The sequence below is a fragment of the Vibrio sp. 10N.286.52.C3 genome, from assembly GCF_041468865.1.
GTDB classification, from domain to species: Bacteria; Pseudomonadota; Gammaproteobacteria; order Enterobacterales; family Vibrionaceae; genus Vibrio; species Vibrio crassostreae_C.
In genome coordinates this window covers 1-18,546 of the sequence record NZ_JBFRJM010000055.1, presented here as the reverse complement: position 1 = coordinate 18,546, position 18,546 = coordinate 1, and the positions used below count along the sequence as shown (strand labels likewise).

Annotated in this window: 13 protein-coding genes; 10 read left to right on the top strand and 3 right to left on the bottom strand. The window is 43.9% G+C overall.

The features are described 5' to 3' along the window. Positions 1 to 93 precede the first annotated feature (93 nt). Complete coding sequence (locus tag AB4138_RS17750) at positions 94 to 2,574, top strand: DEAD/DEAH box helicase family protein (RefSeq protein WP_372307057.1); 2,481 nt, start codon at positions 94 to 96, stop codon at positions 2,572 to 2,574. 190 nt (positions 2,575 to 2,764) lie between these two features. On the opposite strand, the gene AB4138_RS17745 is transcribed toward AB4138_RS17750, so the two are convergent. The 3 genes from AB4138_RS17745 to AB4138_RS17735 all read right to left on the bottom strand — a co-directional run bounded on the left by AB4138_RS17745 (position 2,765) and on the right by AB4138_RS17735 (position 5,890). Next, a complete protein-coding gene (locus tag AB4138_RS17745) occupies positions 2,765 to 3,820 on the bottom strand; it encodes a tyrosine-type recombinase/integrase (protein WP_372307053.1) in 1,056 nt (351 codons plus the stop codon). Positions 3,821 to 4,146: 326 nt separating this feature from the next. After that, complete coding sequence (locus tag AB4138_RS17740) at positions 4,147 to 4,356, bottom strand: cold-shock protein (protein WP_010430417.1); 210 nt, start codon at positions 4,354 to 4,356, stop codon at positions 4,147 to 4,149. A 448-nt stretch (positions 4,357 to 4,804) separates the two neighbouring features. After that, positions 4,805 to 5,890, bottom strand: a complete 1,086-nt coding sequence (locus AB4138_RS17735) for a PQQ-dependent sugar dehydrogenase (RefSeq protein ID WP_017061728.1) — start codon at positions 5,888 to 5,890, stop codon at positions 4,805 to 4,807. A 270-nt stretch (positions 5,891 to 6,160) separates the two neighbouring features. Between AB4138_RS17735 and AB4138_RS17730 the strand changes: the two genes are divergently transcribed. The 9 genes from AB4138_RS17730 (at position 6,161) to AB4138_RS17690 (ending at position 18,466) form a co-directional block, all read left to right on the top strand. Beyond that, complete coding sequence (locus tag AB4138_RS17730) at positions 6,161 to 7,354, top strand: multidrug effflux MFS transporter (protein ID WP_136976044.1); 1,194 nt, start codon at positions 6,161 to 6,163, stop codon at positions 7,352 to 7,354. 478 nt (positions 7,355 to 7,832) lie between these two features. Continuing rightward, positions 7,833 to 8,645: a crotonase/enoyl-CoA hydratase family protein gene (locus AB4138_RS17725; protein ID WP_017061730.1), complete on the top strand. Its 813-nt coding sequence runs from the start codon at positions 7,833 to 7,835 to the stop codon at positions 8,643 to 8,645. Between the two features lie 93 nt (positions 8,646 to 8,738). Next, positions 8,739 to 9,929 carry an OmpP1/FadL family transporter gene (locus AB4138_RS17720; protein ID WP_372307050.1) on the top strand — a complete coding sequence of 397 codons (1,191 nt, stop codon included), beginning with the start codon at positions 8,739 to 8,741 and terminating at the stop codon, positions 9,927 to 9,929. After that, complete coding sequence (locus tag AB4138_RS17715) at positions 9,929 to 10,618, top strand: hypothetical protein (protein WP_017066672.1); 690 nt, start codon at positions 9,929 to 9,931, stop codon at positions 10,616 to 10,618. The genes AB4138_RS17720 and AB4138_RS17715 overlap by 1 nt, the downstream gene beginning before the upstream one ends. A gap of 287 nt (positions 10,619 to 10,905) precedes the next feature. Then, positions 10,906 to 12,018: an NADH:flavin oxidoreductase gene (locus AB4138_RS17710; protein WP_136982818.1), complete on the top strand. Its 1,113-nt coding sequence runs from the start codon at positions 10,906 to 10,908 to the stop codon at positions 12,016 to 12,018. Positions 12,019 to 12,437: 419 nt separating this feature from the next. Further along, positions 12,438 to 13,073 (top strand): CatB-related O-acetyltransferase, encoded by a 636-nt coding sequence (locus tag AB4138_RS17705; RefSeq protein ID WP_017061734.1) that lies wholly within the window; start codon positions 12,438 to 12,440, stop codon positions 13,071 to 13,073. A 191-nt stretch (positions 13,074 to 13,264) separates the two neighbouring features. Further along, positions 13,265 to 14,911 carry an ABC transporter ATP-binding protein gene (locus tag AB4138_RS17700; protein WP_017066510.1) on the top strand — a complete coding sequence of 549 codons (1,647 nt, stop codon included), beginning with the start codon at positions 13,265 to 13,267 and terminating at the stop codon, positions 14,909 to 14,911. After that, on the top strand, positions 14,908 to 17,160 hold the full coding sequence (locus AB4138_RS17695; RefSeq protein WP_372307048.1) for an ABC transporter transmembrane domain-containing protein: 2,253 nt from the start codon (positions 14,908 to 14,910) through the stop codon (positions 17,158 to 17,160). Before AB4138_RS17700 ends, AB4138_RS17695 begins: the two co-directional genes overlap by 4 nt. Next, complete coding sequence (locus AB4138_RS17690; RefSeq protein ID WP_017061737.1) at positions 17,153 to 18,466, top strand: HlyD family type I secretion periplasmic adaptor subunit; 1,314 nt, start codon at positions 17,153 to 17,155, stop codon at positions 18,464 to 18,466. Before AB4138_RS17695 ends, AB4138_RS17690 begins: the two co-directional genes overlap by 8 nt. Positions 18,467 to 18,546: the final 80 nt, after the last annotated feature.

The window sequence follows — 18,546 nt, the reverse complement described above, 5'->3', positions numbered from 1 at the left end:
ATATTAATTGGATCTATTGTGAAATAGGTTGTTGTGCAAATTCACATGTATACATATAGTTGGCTAAACACTTAAATATAATAAGGATAAAAAATGCTTGATTTTAGTCAGCTTGGCGGAACCAACCCTGTTGATAGTTCTTTTAATCCACGGGAGGTTTTTCAGGCTCTTCCTAAGGTAGGCGGGAAGTTTCAGTATCCACGTGATGTCCAAAGTCAAGTTTGGGCGAAATGGTATGAAAGAAGGGATACGAACAACTTAGTGATCAAGATGAATACTGGCGGTGGTAAAACGTCAGTAGGTTTACTCGTGCTAAAGAGTTGCTTAAATGAAAAGAAAGGACCTGCAGTTTACGTAGTACCTGATAATTACCTTGTTGATCAAGTTATATTGGAAGCCAAAGAACTTGGTATTGAAACTACTAAAAACCCACATGATCATCGGTACTTATCAGGTAATAGCATACTTGTTATTAATATCCATAAGCTTGTTAATGGTCGGTCTGTTTTTGGTGTAGATGATGAAGGCATCAAAGTGCCTATTGGAAGCATTATCATTGATGATGCTCATGCGTGTTTAGACACCGTAGATCAACAGTTCACGATGGAAATTCCAAGTGCCTCTCCTTTGTATAACGAACTTCGCTCTACTTTTGACAGCGTGCTGGAAAAGCAGAGTTATGCCAAATACCATGAGATCTTAAGCGGTGATACAAGTGCTTTCTTACAGGTACCTTTTTGGAGTTGGCAAAAACAACAAGCAGTTGTGACTCAAACACTTGTGAAATACAAAGGTGATCGTGTTATCGAGTTCTCGTACCCGTTGCTTAAGAGTCACCTGCAGTTGGCAAATTGCGTGTTTAGTGCAAGTAAAGTAGAGATCTCTCCTCATTTCATTCCTATCTCTGTTATACCTGCGTTAGTACAAGCAACACGTAAAATTTTTATGACTGCAACACTTGCAGATGACAGCATCCTTTCAAGCCATTTTGGTGTTAACCCTAATGAACTATCTAACCCGATAACTCCCGATAGCGCTGGAGATGTCGGTGACCGTATGATCTTATTACCTCAGGTTATTAACCCAAAAATAACAGACGAAGATATCCAGCAGCTATGTAAGAGCGTGTCTAAAAAGCATAATGTAGTAGTTATCACTCCTTCAACATATCGAGCTAAGCAGTGGGAAAACGTATCCGATCTCACATTGAACTCAAGCAACATCAGTGAAGGCGTTGCTCGTTTGAAAACTCAACATGTAGGTTTAGTCGTGTTGAATAATCGTTACGATGGTATTGATTTACCTCAAACAGCATGTAGGCTTCTGGTTATCGATGGATTACCGGATGCTAGAAACTTGATCGATCGAGTGAAGCAATCTTCGCTGATGTCGAGTAACTATGACAATGTTGAGAAAATCCAACGGATTGAGCAAGGAATGGGACGTGGTGTCCGTTCAAGCGATGACTATTGCGTAGTTCTACTTACAGGAAAAGGGCTAACCAGCACTATCTATACAGATAATGCTATTGAAAACTTTTCACCAGCCACACGTGCTCAAATGAATATATCGGAGAGCGTTGCTACACAAGTAACAGATAAACCAGCTTCAGAGTTAGAGCTGCTGATGGACTACTGTTTACTTCAAAATCCGCAATGGGTAGGGTTTAGCAAAGGTCAACTTGCCCAGTTGACTTATGATGAACGAGCCGACAGTAAACCAATTAAGCTATCACTTTATGATGCTTATTTGTCTGCTACTCGTGGTGATGTAAATAATGCATGTCGCATCATTGAAGCTACAGCTAATGCTTGTGAAGATAACGCTTTAAAAGGATATCTAAAGCAAGTATTAGCTGAATATACGAATATCAACGATGAAACTCAGGCACAATTAATATTACTGAATGCAAACACCTATAACCAGAGGCTTTTAAAGCCACTTTCTGGGCTTAACTATTCTAAAATTAATGACTTAACTCAAGAACAGGCTGAGCAATGTTCAAGCTACTTGAATAGTAAGTTCTTGGTAAAAAACAAGATGATCATTGCTGCAAATGCCATGATAGACGACTTATTTTTCAAACCTAAGTCAGCAAACAAGTTTGAAGCTGCGATGAATGATTTAGCAAAAATGTTGGGCTTCAATAGTCAAAGGCCAGAACTTGCGTATAACAAGGGGCCAGATAACCTTTGGTCTATTGGCAATCAACAATATTTGGTTATTGAGTGTAAAAATGAAGCTACCTCTGACACAATAAATAAAAGCTACTGTAACCAGCTAAATGGTTCTTCTACTTGGTTTGAAAACCAGTATGATTTTACAAGTCAGCACACTCCGATAATGGTTCATCCTTCTGTTAAGTTTGAATACGCATCTTCACCTAAGCCGACTATTCGTATTATTAATGAGCAAAAGCTGCAGGAGCTTCGTCAAAACGCTCTTAGTTTCTTTGAAGCTATTTCTACAAATAACGAAATTAATAATGTCGATGCGATACGTGAGAAGTTAGCAACTTACAAGCTTCGAGGTCAGGATATTGTGGAATGCTACACTGTCCCTTTTAAAGCATAACATCCATGGTATTTAAGGGGAGTAATAGCTCCCCTTTTTTATGTCACTCACGAGGTTTCTGACACAGAACAGTCAAGAATATTGATAGGTTTTAGGCTTGTCTTTTGTTTGCTATTGGTAAATGGGGTACTTGTGGTCGCAAATAGGTCCCTTTGAGTGAACACTTTTTACTACAAACCATTAACCGCTTTTATATTTTACGTTCATGCAATTTATGTGGGAACAGTTGGGTGTAAACCTGCCACAAGGTATTTAGGTTCCTATGACCAGTTACTTGAGCAACTTCCTCAATAGTAAAGCCTTTCTCGAACAAACGGCTTGCACCTTCACGGCGTAGGTCATGATAGCGTAGATTATCAACCCCAACCTTTTGACACACTTCAACAAAACCTCGTCCAACTGAGCGTGGGTTGTAAGGGAAGATCAACTCACCTTTACGCTCTTGCCTCATTACAATATCGAATGCTTCACCAAGCAAAGGAACGACCATATGGTTGCCTTCTTTCTTACGTGGGTCTTTTCGGTCACGTACGATAACTGTTCTAAGTTCTTCGTTTAAGTCTTCCCATCGAATACCACACACTTCACTTACCCTCATACAGCTCAGGATGCTGAAGTCTAGAAGCATGGAGTAGGGGATTTTGTTTTCTCTGCGTTGCTCGCGTTCTTCTAGTGCTTCTTTTAACAGGTCAATTTCATCGGTAGTAGGTCGTCTTGTTCGTTTCTCTGATTTACCGATGAGTTTCATTTCATACAGAATAGGTGTTGCTTCTAAGAATGTGTTCACGTTCGCGGCAACGTTGAATACAGGTTTAGCTCGTTTGAATACTGAACGTAAAAAATAGATGTCGGAATAGACGGTAGAGGGCTTGGTTCCCGTACTGCATCTATTTTGGCAGTGCTCAATCAAGTCTTTAGTTGTTAGCTCATCGGAATAGATTTTTGCTATGTCACAATCGCGGAGCATTTTTAAGACGGTTTGTTTCGATCGGCCAGTATTGTCCCAGAGGTTTTTGTTTTCAATGAACATGTCTAGCAGCTGGCCAATGGGCACAGAACGGTCTTGAGTTTCACCTTCTTCTATCTTTCGGACTTCATTTTTTGCCCAGGCAGTAGCGAGCGTTTTCTTCTTATGAGTTTTGGAAAAACGTTGAGCAATTTTGCTTCGATGTTTCACGGTAACGGTGGCTTTGTAGCGAGATTCACCGCTCGCTAGAGTTCGCTTTTCAATACTATAAGATGCCATGAACGTGTGCCTCTGAGGTGTACCAAAAGGGTGATTTAAGGGGTACAAAAGGTGTACCAAGGTTCAGAGATTATAGCAGTTTATTAAAGTTCTTCTAGGTTGTTATTTACATTAAGTGTTTGAAAGTAATGGTGTATGTGGCTAGTGCCAAGTAGGGCGGGGAGTGGCGTATTTTAGTGAAACTTATAGATTGTCGGTTTAAGAGCCATTGAGAGGGTGTCTTAGGTAGAAATAGTGAAGGGGAATATTACCTTAAATCTCTGAATAGCGGGTAAAAAAATAGCCAGCAGAGGCTGGCTATTTTTAGAAAGCTTTAAAATACTAGATTAAAGTACTTTGATGCTGTCAGCTTGTGGGCCTTTTTGACCTTGAGATACTACGAACTCAACTTTTTGGCCTTCAGCAAGAGTTTTGAAACCGTCGCCAGTGATAGCAGAGAAGTGTGCGAATACGTCTGGGCCGTTTTCTTGTTGAATGAAGCCGAAGCCTTTAGTTTCGTTGAACCATTTTACTGTACCAGTAACTGTGTTAGACATGATGATATCCTAAAATTAAATTTTTATTTTGAGCCAATTGTGGCACTGATAGCGTGGAAAAGTTTATTGCTATTGCGTACAACACAACGGGGTTACTAGTAATCCAACGAAATGTTTATATACAAAGAACTTTCTTTCTAGCCGGCAACGAGTCTAAATCAAATCAGGGGATAGTCAATCGAATACATAGGGAAAGGTTGCAGAAACTTGGGGGTAGTCAAACTTTGCATTCCTTAAATATCATGGAGTTACAGTTGTATGGTGATTTGTTGTAGTTTTTGTGAAAAAGGTGGTCGAAATTGATGACGAATTTGGAGTAAATGCACTGTTTTAGCGCATTCATTTTTGCAAATTTAAAGCCGCTAACTGGGCGTTGAGCCCACTTTTAACGGCTTATATTTATAAATGTCGTTGTAAGGTAAGTGCCTTTACTTGAACGAGGTCTCGGCTACTTTTTCAAGCGGTACAGGTTGCCATTATCAGTGCTGAAGAAGATGTCTCCGTTTGGTGAAGTTTCGATGTCTCTTATCCTTTCGCCCAAGTCCTCTAAAATGCGTTCTTCCTCGATTGCCTCACCTTGTTCATTGACTGTCACAATATTGATGTGAGTAAGTTTTAGTGCGCCAGCCAGCAGTTTGCCTTTCAGCTCTGGGTATTTGTCTCCTTGGTAAACAATCAAACTGCCCGGAGCGATTGAAGGAACATAGACTTTTTTTGGCGCTTCAATACCATCTTTGGTTTCAAATTCGCCAACGCTGATAGGGCCCCAATACTCTTTTCCGTGTGAGGTGACTGGCCACCCATAGTTGGCACCTGCTTTTATTAGGTTAATTTCATCACCACCGCGAGGACCATGTTCAATCGACCAAAGCTTTTGAGTCGGGAAATCGTAATACAGACCTTGTGGATTGCGATGGCCAAAGCTCCAAATTTCATTGAGCACCTTGTTGTTATCCGCGAATGGGTTGTCGCTTGGTGTGCTCCCATCGGCATTCAGTCGTAATATTGAGCCAGCATGAGTCATGGTGTCTTGACCGTTGTCTCGATCACCACGGTCACCGATTGAAAAATACAGGTGGCTATCATCAAAGGTGATACGGCTACCAAAGTGACGTCCGGTGTCCGTTCTAGATTTCGACACAAAAACGTCTGTCCAATTGGTAACTTCATTATTGCTGTAATTAGCAGAAGCCAGTGTCGTTACGCCTTCACCATCGACGTCTTTACTGTAAGTGACGTAGAACTTTTCGTTTTCAAAAGGGGAAAGTGCGATATCCAATAATCCACCTTGGCCTTTAGCCCATACATTGGGCAGCCTGAACAGTGTGTGTTGATCGCCTGTTTTTAAATCGACATGTTTAATGACGCCTGATTTTTCTGTGACTAGCATGGACTTATCGTTGACATAAGCCAGCCCCCAAGGGATCACGAGTCCGTCGGTGATCTTCTCTGCCTGCCATGCAAAGGCTGACGTTATAGGACCAGAGGCAAGCAGCGCCAAAGCACATGAAAAAATACGGTGATGAGTGTTCATTGAAATCCCTTGATTATGAGCATCTAGTGTTAGTCTAGCGCTTGTGACCGATTGGCGGAAAGCCGAGGTTGCTGAAAAGTGACTATTCACATATTTAGTTGAACGCCTATTGTATGATTATACAAGCTCACGTATGTTTACTGTGCCTTTCTCTATTTGATCCCGTCGGAGCATTATGAACAACTCACCAGCAGCATTTTCGCTATTTTCTCAGTTTTTATGTTGTGAGTTAGATACGCACGATTTTTCTTCGAACGGACCTATTAAACGATGAGTCGTGGATTTGATTTTAAATCGATCTTACTTGCGTGTTTGGTCATCAGTATCGGCCAGCTCAGTATGGGCTTGGTGTTTCCTTCTTTGCCTTGGATCGCAAAAGATTTTGATGTCTCGCTAGAGCAAGCCCAGCTTTTGGTGAGTGTGTATTTATTAGGCTTTGGCCCTTCCCAGTTTATTTATGGCCCTATTTCCGATGCTTTGGGACGCAAGAAGGTACTTCTAAGCGGTTTGTTGATTGCCATGCTTGGGTTATTGATGATCATCTTCTTCAGCCATTCGTTTACTAGCATGGTGATGGGGCGATTCCTGCAAGGCTTAGGAACCGGTTGTTGCGCGGTACTTGCTCGTGCTTCTACGCGAGACAGATTCAGTGGGGCAGACTTGCCTTTGGCGATGTCTTACATTGCTATGGTTGCGTCTATAACACCTTTGATCGCGCCCGTTATCGGTGGATTCATTAACTTCCATTTTGGCTGGAGCATGGTGTTTATCTCGCTACTTGGCTATGTCTCATTAGCTTGGGTGGTGTTAGCGTTCAAATTTAAGGAAACCGTCACTCAGGTTTCGGCGATCCCTTCGCCTAAGAGAATGGTTTCTCAATATAAAGAGTTACTCACTTCTCGTTATTTTATGAGCTTTGCGAGTATTGGCTGGCTTAACTTTAGCTTGATGATCACCACCGTATCAGTGATGCCATTTATCATGCAAAATCAGATTGGCATGACGTCAGATGAATACGCGATGTGGGCGGTGATTCCAGCATTAGGCATGCTTGGCGGAACAGGCTTATGTAACCGTATTCGCCCTATGCTGGGTAACAAGAAAACTCTGTTATGCACACCTGTATTGCACGTTGCTGCGGCCTTGTGGCTGTTCTTCTGTCCACTCGAACCTTTGTATCTCATGCTTGGCCAGTTCTTGATGATCCTTGGTAATGGTATTGCGTTACCTTGTGCTCAGGCGTTAGTGATGTTGCCTTATAAGAAGAACGCTGGCGCGGCGGCTGCGATGTCTGGTGGCGGGCAGATGGTGGTGTCTTCAATGGTGAGTATGGGCCTGGTTCAGTTAGGGTTAGGGGAAGCGTGGCATTTATCGCTCGTTATCATGCTGTTCACATTGATTACCCTGTTTAACATTTTGCGTGGTTTCAGTAGCCAAGAAGCGAGAGAGTCTCAGCTCAGTTAGTTGCTTAGGTAATTAGCTAGCTGCCTGGCTAGTAGGAACGAGAAGGCCATTGAAATGATGAATTTCAATGGCCTTTTTAATGTTCAGCGCTTTGGTTTAAGTTACCAGAATATATGCTATTTTCTGACTGCTTAGGGCAAGTGGTAGTGTTCCGAGCGCAGCTTGCGGCAGGGACGTTAGTTTCCATTATTGCTGGCAGCTACTTTATCTTCTTGCTACTGAAATCTCGAAGAACATAGGTTTTGCTCATGACCGAAAGCCATTGCTAATCAAAGCTACTGGCAATCAAAGCCATTGGCGATAAAAGCTACGGATGAAAAGCAGTGAATGGAGCGATCCATCACTGCTTTTTTGTTGATGTCGTTTGTGTAAAGGGAAAGACGTTAAGCAACACAGGTCTCGCTTCTTAATGTGCAAGTTTGGCATATGTTAATAAAATGTATAACCTAAAGGTCTGACCACTGATAAGGTAGCCACCATGCCAAACCTCGATCGTATTACTTGTTCTATCGATAAAAACCAAATTGCGACGGTTGTGTTGAATCGACCCGATAAGCTCAATGCTATTGATATGGCAATGTTTCAAGGCGTGAATAACATGGTGACTCAGCTGAAAAAGAACACCGAGATTCGTGCCGTAATAGTAAAAGGTGAGGGTTCTGATTTTTGTTCAGGGCTTGATGTTAAGTCCCTATTAACCAGTAAATCTGGGGCGATGAAGCTCTTGTTTAAATGGCTACCGACATTGCCTAACGCTGCACAACGCTTTTCATTGGGTTGGCGAGATATTCCATGCCCTGTCATTTTTGCGATTCATGGTCGTTGTTGGGGAGGCGGCCTGCAATTGGTCAGTGGGGGTGATTTTAGAATTGCTAGCCCGGATGCGAACTTCTCTATATTGGAAGCAAAGTGGGGTCTGATTCCAGACATGGGAGGCGCTATCGCTTTTAGAGAGCTGATGCGTAAAGATCACACCCTTGAAATGGCGATGACGGCCAAAGTGATCGACTGTGAAACCGCTAAAGAATATGGGTTGGTGACCAAGATTGCCGAAGATCCTTACGCTGAAGCCTATGCGTTGGCACTTGAGTGTGCGAATCGGTCGCCAGATGTCGTCGCTGCTAACAAGAAGCTCTACAACAAGACTTGGTGGTCAAGCCCGGGCATGGCTGTATTCTGCGAAACTTGGTATCAGATAAAGGTTGGGTTAGGTAAGAACAGGGCGATTGCTGCTCAACGTGAAATTCATCGAGACAAACCACGCCCTTACGTCGCCAGAAAGTTTAAATAGCGCTTGTACAGGAATAATGGATATTCCCTTTGTTTATTGAGCTTTGCGGTAACCTTAGAGCAATTTAATGTCTAAGGCTAAATGAGCGCTCTGATGAACAAAACTTTTACTTACTCTCTAGCTGCCACTGCAATTTTTACGAGCTTAAATGCATTCGCAAGTGGCCTGTTTTTGCAAGAAGCTGTCGTTGCCAACGCTGGTACTACTGGCGCTGGTGATGGTGTTTACACTCGATCTGCAGCGGCGATGTGGACAAACCCTGCCACTATGTCTCACATGGGCGAAAGCAAAACGACCATCAACACCATGGCATTCGATCTTGAAATGAAGTATCAAGATAACGGTGGTAATCCAGATGGTAAAGCTCATTCCGTAATGCCGTCATTTGGTGCCTTCCACGCTCATCAAGTCACAGACAAATTACACCTTGGTATCGCGCTTGGCGCTGTTGGCGGCTCTAGCCTTGATTACGGCAGTGATTGGGCGGGTGCTGCACTTCTAGAAGATATCACTCTTACTGCAATGCAAGTGAACCCATCACTGAGTTACCAACTGAATGACCAGTGGTCGGTTGGGGCGGGTGTACAATTAAGTTGGGCTGCATTCCAACAAACAACGTCAATGCTTACTGCGAAGCAAGATACTGACTGGGCATACGGCTATAACCTTGGCGTAATGTACACACCGACAGATAAACTTAAGCTGGGCGCAAGTTTCCGTTCTAAGCTAGAGCATGAGTTTAACAATGATGTAAATGGCGTTATTAACCAAGGCGTATTGAATTCATTATCAACTGATATTGCTTTACCTGAAATCATCGATGTCAGTGCGAGCTATGCTTTGAACTCTCAACTTGACCTGCTTGCTAGTATTCAGTTCCACCGTTGGAGTGAATGGGATACAACCGTTCTTGATTTTGGAATAGCAGGAAGTCCAATTAATGGTGTTCCGATTGAGCGTGACTGGGATGACGTTTGGAAATTTGCGGTAGGTGCGGATTATCAATTGAATTCAGACTGGCGTTTGAAAGCTGGCTTCTCTTACGAAACTTCTCCGCAAGACGATCCGTCAATGCAATGGGTTGACCTTCCTGTGGGTGAACAGTACCGCTACTCAGTTGGCGCATCTACCTACTGGGACGACATCTTAATTGATGTGTTCTATGAATACGCTGATTTGGGTTCAGTTAAGATGGATCGATATGGTCGATTTGGTCAAGTTAATCTGTTGAATGGTTCATTCGATGGCCGTATCCACTTTGTTGGTGTTAGCGCGACCTTCTAATGACATTACGTAATCTACTAATCATTACTTTAGTGTCTTTATTTTCAACGGGTGCTTTTGCTGAAGAGAAGCACCCTGATGATCCGACTAAAATCGTAACCAAAGCTGGCGTTGCTTATAACGAAGATCTGCAGTTCTCTGGGTCTATTGGGCTTGATGAAGCGCGAATGATCAACGCTCGTGTTAATGCTGACGGTGAAGAGTGGCGAGTAGGCGGTTCATGGTTGTTGCCTATGGGGATCGTCAATTTCAACTTTAGCCGCTCTGAATACGACAACGATGCTTATAAGAACAACTACAGTATTGGTACGTTTATACCACTGAGTTATTTCGATATTGAGCCGTTCGGTTGGCAAATCTTCCCTATGGCTGGTTACAGCTATAATGACGGCGAAGTAGCGGTTTTCGATGATGATAATGTTGGTTCTGACTATGTATTGATGTCGAGCTCAACACACGGTGGCTACATTGGTGCGTTTGGTTTAAAAACGATTACTGATGAATGGTCTATCATGGGCTTCGGTGGCGGTTCAATGGGGTCTGATGATTATTCAGGGTATTGGGCAGGCGTCGGTGCTAGCTACAAGTTGAGTGACGCTCAATCATTCAACTTCTTCACTATTTTTGCTGAGGACGATTTCGGTGAAAATAACAGTGTTGGCGCGTCTTACACCTATGAGTTCAAATAACTGTTAGCAGGCAGAAATTCGCAGGTGGACACCTCTCGTAAGAACCATTGACTTAGTCCAGATTAAATTGAACAAAGTCGCTTATTAAAACTTAGCGACTTTCTTTTGTTACCATTTCTCCAATCTTTTTTATCTCTTTTTGATGCTTTCTATATCTTTCTCACATGAGAGTGCCGCTCTCTTAATCTAGATTAAGTTTTCGCTGCCTTATTCTCTGTAGTATCCGCCTGAATCAGTGCCCATGCTTAATGGGTAACTTGCGTAACACGATTTTGAGAGGAAGACACTTGAGCACTTTGTTTACAGAAACCCACATTGGCAAGATGACACTAAAGAATCGCTTCATGAGAAGTGCAACGTGGGAAAATATGGCCACCGAAGATGGGCATATGACAGATAAACTGTACGCTATCTATGAAGAGTTGGCTCAAGGTGAAGTCGGCCTGATCGTGACGGGCTACGCGAACATTGTTGAAGAAGAAAAGCCGAATGCAGGCATGATGGGTATGTATAACGACTCATTCATTGAAGAGTATCAAAAGCTGACTCAACTGGTGCACGACAACGACTCTAAAATCGTGATGCAATTAGCTTATGGTGGCACCAAAACCACGCATGATCTTGGCGAACGAGTGATCTACGCACCAAGTGAGGTTCCAGAAAAAGGCACTCAAACACTAGGTAAAGCGATGACCACAGACGAGATCGACTACATTGTTGATGCGTTTGCTCAAGCGTCTTTGAGAGCACAAAAGTCAGGCTTTGATGGCGTTGAAATTCATGCCGCTCACACTTACCTGATTAATCAGTTCTTAAGCCCTTACTACAACCAACGTGAAGATGAATACGGCGGTAGCTTAGAAAACCGCATGAGATTCTTGTTAGAGATCTATACCGCGACGCGTAAGTTGGTGGGAGATGATTTCCCTATCTTGGTTAAGCTTACAGCTTCGGAGTTTTTTGAAGGTGGCGTCACCTTTGAGGAAACACGTATTGTCTGTAAAAAGCTTGAACAAGTGGGTGTGGATGGCATTGTCGTGTCAGGCAATATTCATGGCAAAGCAGACACTATGATTGGCGAGTCGCACGATGGTTTTACCATTCAAGCTGAAGGCTACTTCCATGAGTATGGTCACGCGATTAGCCAAGACGTTAATATCCCAGTGATCACGGTTGGTGGTCTAACGGATTTTGATGCTATCGAAGCGATTGCAAACAACACGGGCATTGAGTACTTCGCGCTTTCAAGACCGCTGCTTTCTGAACCCCATTTAGTGAAGCGTTGGAAGGAAGGGGATAGAAGCCCTGTTGAATGCGAACGATGCTCTAAGTGTCGTACTAAGCGCGGTAACTTCTGCGTGGTGAATAAAGACAGAAAAGTACAGCTTGCACGCATGTAGTCGCTGAGCCCAGCTCCAAGCGAGCTCCGAAGTTTATAGCTGAGTCTAAGTTTGAGCCTGTGTAATCGCGCAGGCTCTTGTTCATTCCGTATTCCACGAAACGAAATTTGAAACCTTATTAATCACATCTTCCTGTCAAATTGGCGCGACTAAACAGTTACACTACGCCTGTAAATTATCCAACCAAGTTATCGATAAAAACTGAGCAAACTTTGAAACTACTTCCTCTTCTTAAGCAACCTCGAATCCACTGACGTCTCTTTAGTTTTAGCGATATTGCTATGATTTAAGCGTGATACTCACTATTCATCCCAGTGAACCCTGTGTTTATAGGGCGTTAGTTTGTGCACCTTGGATTTGCATCGTCGAACATTTTGATAGTTAACGAATAAAACTTAATAGATCATTCAGAGGTAAAAATGCAAAAGAAGCATTGGTCCAAATTCGAGTTGCTGCATGAAGTCGTAACCAACCCCAATATTCACGTAAAAGGTCAACACAGTTATTACAGCGATTGCTGGGATAATGGGTTCGAGCAATCTGTCGTCCGTTATTTACATGGCGACGAAGTCAGCCGCCAGTGGGAGCCTCGATGGGAAATCGACGAACTCCATATCGGCGATTATGTCTGCATTGGCGCAGAGGTTGTGATTTTAATGGGTGGCAACCATACCCACAGAGTTGATTGGTTTTCGCTGTATCCATTTATGGATGTAATCGACGATGCCTACATTGGCAAAGGTGACACTCACATTGAAGATGGGGTGTGGTTAGGCATGAGAGCGATGGTGATGCCCGGTGTGACGATTGGCGAAGGCGCTGTGGTTGCAGCGAATAGTGTGGTGACTAAAGACGTCGCTCCATACAGCATTGTCGGTGGTTCTCCAGCTAAAGTCGTCAAATACCGCTTTGATGAGTCCGTTATTGACGAACTCATGTCATTCAAAATATACGAGTGGCCCTCAGATAAATTTGAAGCGCTGAAACCGTATTTATGTAACTCAGACTTTTCAAAGTTAAAGCAGGCGATAACGGATTACGACAATTGTTTGTAAGGAGCACTTGTAACGAGCACTTGTAACGAGCGTTTGTAAGGAGCGTTTTTAAGGTACGGGTATAGCCACAGATTTGTGTAGAAAGATCTGTGTCATATTTATATTGAAAAACACGTTAAATCAGTCCGTTACCTTGCAATACTCAACATGGTGTACCAATCTTATTTCATAAGCATGGATAAGGATTGTGTATGCCCGCAAGTTCAATGAAAAACAAAGGGGTGGTGGGGAAAGTCTTACTGCCTTCTTTACTCATAAATCTTCTCTCTCTCGCCGTTCCGTTAACGGTTTTGCAAATTTACGATCGTATTTTACCTAACCAAAGTTACGGTACTGCCACTTTGTTGTTGGCGGGTGCAGCGTTGGCTGTTGCCATGGAAGCATTGATCCGGTTTGTGCGTACTTGGCTTTTGTCAGCCGCGGCCAGCAATACCGAGAAAGCGACCTATCAAACTTTGGTTGAAAGAGTAACAACGGCTTCATCAGGCCATCTCCGCCACATTGGTGTTGGCGGCGTGGAAGAGGGGCTTGGTTCTGTATCCAAAGTCAAAGATTGGTATTCCGGTGGTGTGATTGCAGGCTTTATTGATTTGCCTTTTGCCTTGATCTTCTTGGGCTTGGTGGCTTACATCGGCGGTGAGCTGGTGGCGATACCTTTGGCAGTTTGGCTGATTACTCTCGGAATCGTTTGGTTATCTTCTATTCGCGTTAAAAGCTTAAGTGAAGAAGCTTCCCAAGATGAGCAGGAGCGAAAAGCGTTCTTGATTTTACTGAGCCAAACCATTCAAGGAATCAAACGTCAGGCTGTTGAGTCTCGAATCTTCAATCAGTTTAAATCCCTCAATAACGTTCGCTCTCAGTCTAAAGCGAGAGAAGAAGAACAGAACGCCTTTGCCCAAGAATGTATTCAGCTTGCCGCATTAGCCACGTCAGTTTTACTCGTAATTACGGGGAGCTTGTGGGTGTTGGATGGTCAGTTAACTACTGGTGGCTTGGCGGCATGTTCTATCTTATCTGGCAGAGCGGTTGCGCCTTTGAGTGCTCTGGTTGGGGTTAGAATCAAGCTTAATTCAATACACAGTGCCAATCAGGCAATAGAAAAATTGAGTGACTTATCATTATCGGAATCTTCAGATTCTGAGCAAGTTGAGAACCACTTATCTGACTTTGAGACGTTGGAAATCAAGCAAGCGACCGTTGAAAGATATGGTGAACTCTCTCATGCAGATGTCACACTGAATAAAGGTGAGTTGGTTTTGTTAGAGAGTGAGGATCGCCACACCAACAGTCATTTATTGTCGTCGATTGCAGGTATTGATGATCTAAAAGCGGGTGAGTGCTTCATTAACGGAGCTGCAGTTTCAATCGCATCCGTAACCAATATTGCTGCCTACTGTGGCGTTAAAGGGCAGTTGGTGTCGGGTACTATTCTCGACAACTTGTGCGGGTTTGACCCTGAGAAAACGCAAAGCGCCAGTGACTATGCAAAGCGTTTGGGTTTAACCAAAGAGATTACTCGATTACCCGATGGACTAGAGACACAAATTGGCCATACGAGTGCTTCTTTGTTGAGTATGGGTAACGTGAAAATGCTCAATATCGCGGCTCAATTGGCAAGTGATAAACCCATAATCATGTTGGAAAGGCCGGATTCTTCACTTGATTTAGACGCCCTTGGGAATCTAGCTAAGGTGTTGGAAGAAGAAGTAACGGCAGGACGCACGATACTGATGGTGAGCTACCATTCGAAGCTTCGCGAATTTGCTAATCGAATCATTACAGTGGAAAGTCGAGCTATTACGGTCGACAGCGAGAGCAATCAGGAGGCCGTCGTATGAATCGTTTAGATATTGGTAACCCTTCAGGTACGAACAACCGTGCAGATACCAGCGGTCGACAAGAGGTGATGAATCATTTAGAAACCGAGAGCCTTTCCGTTCTTAAGCAGTTGGAAGTTAATGCTAATATCCAGTTGTTCGCACATCAATGGGTCGATGAAAATGGCATTGAATCAATCGACGATATGTTTGCCTTGTTCGACAGGCTTGCACTGCCTTATCGCTTGGTTGCCAACCTAGATGAAGTTGGTGAACATAAATTGGTCTTACTGGTACTTGGTGAACATGAGCTGGTCTCTGGTCATTTAGAATCCAAGCAATTTGTTGCCTTTAATGCCAATGACGACATTACCCAGATCCCACAGTTTTGCATCGTTATCGAAGGGCCACCATTAGAGAAGGCCTCTCCTGATTGGGTTGGCGAAAGGTTACATGCGTTTCGTCCCATCATTCCTAAATTGTTGTTGGTCAGCTTTATCACTAACTTATTTGCGCTTGCCGTTCCTTTCATCACGATGTCGATTTATGACCATGTGATTGGTGGTGATGCAGGGCATGAGTTGCAAGGTATCGCCATTGGCGCGGCGTTGTTGTTTGTGATGATGGGTTGGTTGAGAACATTACGTAGCCGCGTGTTTGCTTCAGTTTCGAACCGAGTAAGTCGTGAGATTTCTCAATCCCTCGTGCAGCGTCTGCTTCGTAATAGCTATGCTCAAAATCAGCAAACAGCTTCTTCTAGTCAGCAAAACCAAGTGATGTTGTCAGAGCGTATTTCAGGTGTGCTATCGGGGCCATTAGGAAATGCGTTATTTGACCTACCATTCATTCTTATTTTTGTACTTGCGATAGGTGTTTTAGGCGGATGGTTGGTACTGGTTCCAGTCGTCTCTTTAATCCTTTATTACTTGCTAGCAAAACGTTCGATACGCTCTAGCAGCAAGCGCTCGATGCAATCGACAGTGGCAGGTACGAATCGTCAAAACATGACTAATGAGCTGTCATCCAAGCTTGCCTTTATTCGCAGTGCTGGATTCTCAGAGCACTGGATTCAACGCTTCAAAAAGGCCAATCTTCTTGCTTCAACAGTGACCTTTAATCAATCGGTTCTCCAGAGTCGGTACACCTCGATTTACTATTTCATTGGTGTGGGCTCGACACTCGCCGTGATGGGGTTAGGCATAGGACTTATTTTTGAACAAGTGATGACGCCCGGTGGTTTGATTGCTTCAATGATGTTGATATCTAAGGTGACGGGTCCTGCTCAGGTGTTGGCAAACAGCGCGATGCGTTTTAATAGCTTTAATCAATCCAAGCTGCAAGTGAACCGTATTTTGTCTCAGCCGTCTGAGCGTGAATTCAGTTACCAGCATCACCCGTTACCCGTGGTAGCGCCTAACTTGAAATTAGACCAAGTGACGCTGCGCTATCCCAAACAGAGTCGCCCCGCTTTGAATGGTGTGAGTTTTGATATTGAAGCCGGTGAAGTTGTCGCGATTACCGGCCCTTCTGGGAGCGGTAAATCAACATTAATTGAAGTGCTGTCTGGCTTGCAGCCTATCCAAAATGGCATGGTCGAGCTTGAAGGCGTTAACCTCGTTCAATACGACCCGCAGCTTTATCGCCACTGGTGTTTCATTCGAGCCGCATATCCTGATTTGCTTACGCTGAGTATTCGAGAGTGGCTAAACGACGGTCACAAAGTCGAAGATCAGAAAATGATCTCTGCAATTGAAATGGTCGGCGGAAAGCGTTGGTTCGAGACATTATCAGGTGGGCTCGATACTTCCATCAGCAGTATTCAGCCGGACAGCCTTTTTGACATGTTGTCTGGCAGCGTCGCGCAGATCCTAATTGATGCAAAAGCGCTGGTTTATGACTACCCAATGTTCTTAATGGATAATCCTGTGCCTGATGCTCACCCAAATGCTAAACGTATATTTGCTGAGTTTGTGCAGTCGAAAAAAGGAAAAGCAACGGTGATTTACACGTCCCACGATCCGGATTTAATCAAGCTTGCCGATAAAGTGGTGGTATTAAATGAAGGTGCAGTGGTTTATGCCGGTCCATTAGAGCCGGAGCAGTCTTCGAAGCAGGAACAGCCTTCAGAGCCTCAAGCTTCTCAAGAACCGCAGTTATCTGAGCAACCGTTATCTCAAGAGCTACAGCCGTCAACTCAAGAGGCGTCTGCTCAACAAAATGCAGCCCAACAAGAACAATCAGAGTCTAAGCAAGGAGTCGCTAATGACTAAACAATCTATCGAGAAGGGCAAGCGCTACGGTGAGCTTGTTGAATCACAAAATACGGCTCGTACATTGGCGCTGGCCACATGGTCGGTTGCCTTATGTGTTATTGCTTTTGCCACTTGGTCTGTAGTCACTCAAGTTGATGAAATCGCCAAAGCCAAAGGTGCTGTGATTCCGGAAGGCGAGAAGCAAGTATTACAAAGTGCGATTGGCGGTAAGTTAAAGCAAATTCTTGTTAAAGAAGGCCAGTTGGTAGAGAAAGGCCAGCCGCTTGTTGAGTTTGATGCCACTTTCCAGCGTACCGCCCTTGAAGAGCTAAAGTCCCAACAAGTGACGCTTCTAGCCAGTGTGGAACGTATGAATGCGCTGCTTGAGCAACGTGAGCCTAACCTTGCTGAGTTTGAGGTCGATTACCCAGAGATCGTCAGCCAGCAAAAAGCGCAGCTGAACGCGCAAAAAGCCCTCTACTTCCAAAAGCGTGTGGTGCTTGAGAAAGAGAGCGAGCAAATTGCAGAGCAGCTTCGTAGCGTAGAAAAGGCCTTGCCGAGTTATGAGAAAGAGTTAAATGCGACTAAGCAAGAGTTGAACATACTGGAGAAGGGTTATAAAGCGGGTAACATTTCACGTTTACGTGTGCTTGAAATGCGACAAAAATTGGCCAGTATCGAACAGAAAATCGAAGAAGCTCGTGGTAAGAAGTCGGTATTGATTAGACAAGCTGACAGTAATGACCAAAAAATCATACAGCTTCTGGCGGAAGCGAAAGCTAAAGTGAGCGATGATCGTTCTAAAGCCGTATCTGACTTATCAGCATTGAATGCTAGAGTTCGTTCAAGCCAAGCTAAATTGACGAACACTATGTTAGTGTCACCGCTACAAGGCTTGGTGCAAAGCATACCAAGCACGCAGGATGGTGGTGTTATTCAGCCAGGTGGCACGGTAGTTGAAATTGTGCCTGTCGGAGGGAACGCTGACTTCAAAGCACGTTTGTCCCCAAGAGATATTGGTTTTGTGAGTGTTGGGCAGCCCACTCGAGTCAAGATTGATGCGTTTGATTACAGCCGCTTTGGGGCTTTAAAAGGGGCGGTAGAGAGTATTTCACCGACCACAAGTCAAAGCGAACGTGGCGAGATCTATTATGAAGTTGTAGTGTCGGTTGATACGCCTTACTTCCGTGATAACCCTGAAAGCTTTTCCATACTGCCGGGTATGACGGGTGAAGTAGACATCACAACTGGCGAGAAGTCGGTGTTCCAATACTTATGGAAACCGATTTATACCAATGTTAGCGTGGCGTTTGGAGAGAGGTAAAGTCCTCCACTCTGGCTTGCATAAAAAAGGAGCACATGCCGTGCTCCTTTTTTTATCTAACTGTCCCGTCCTGAAATGTG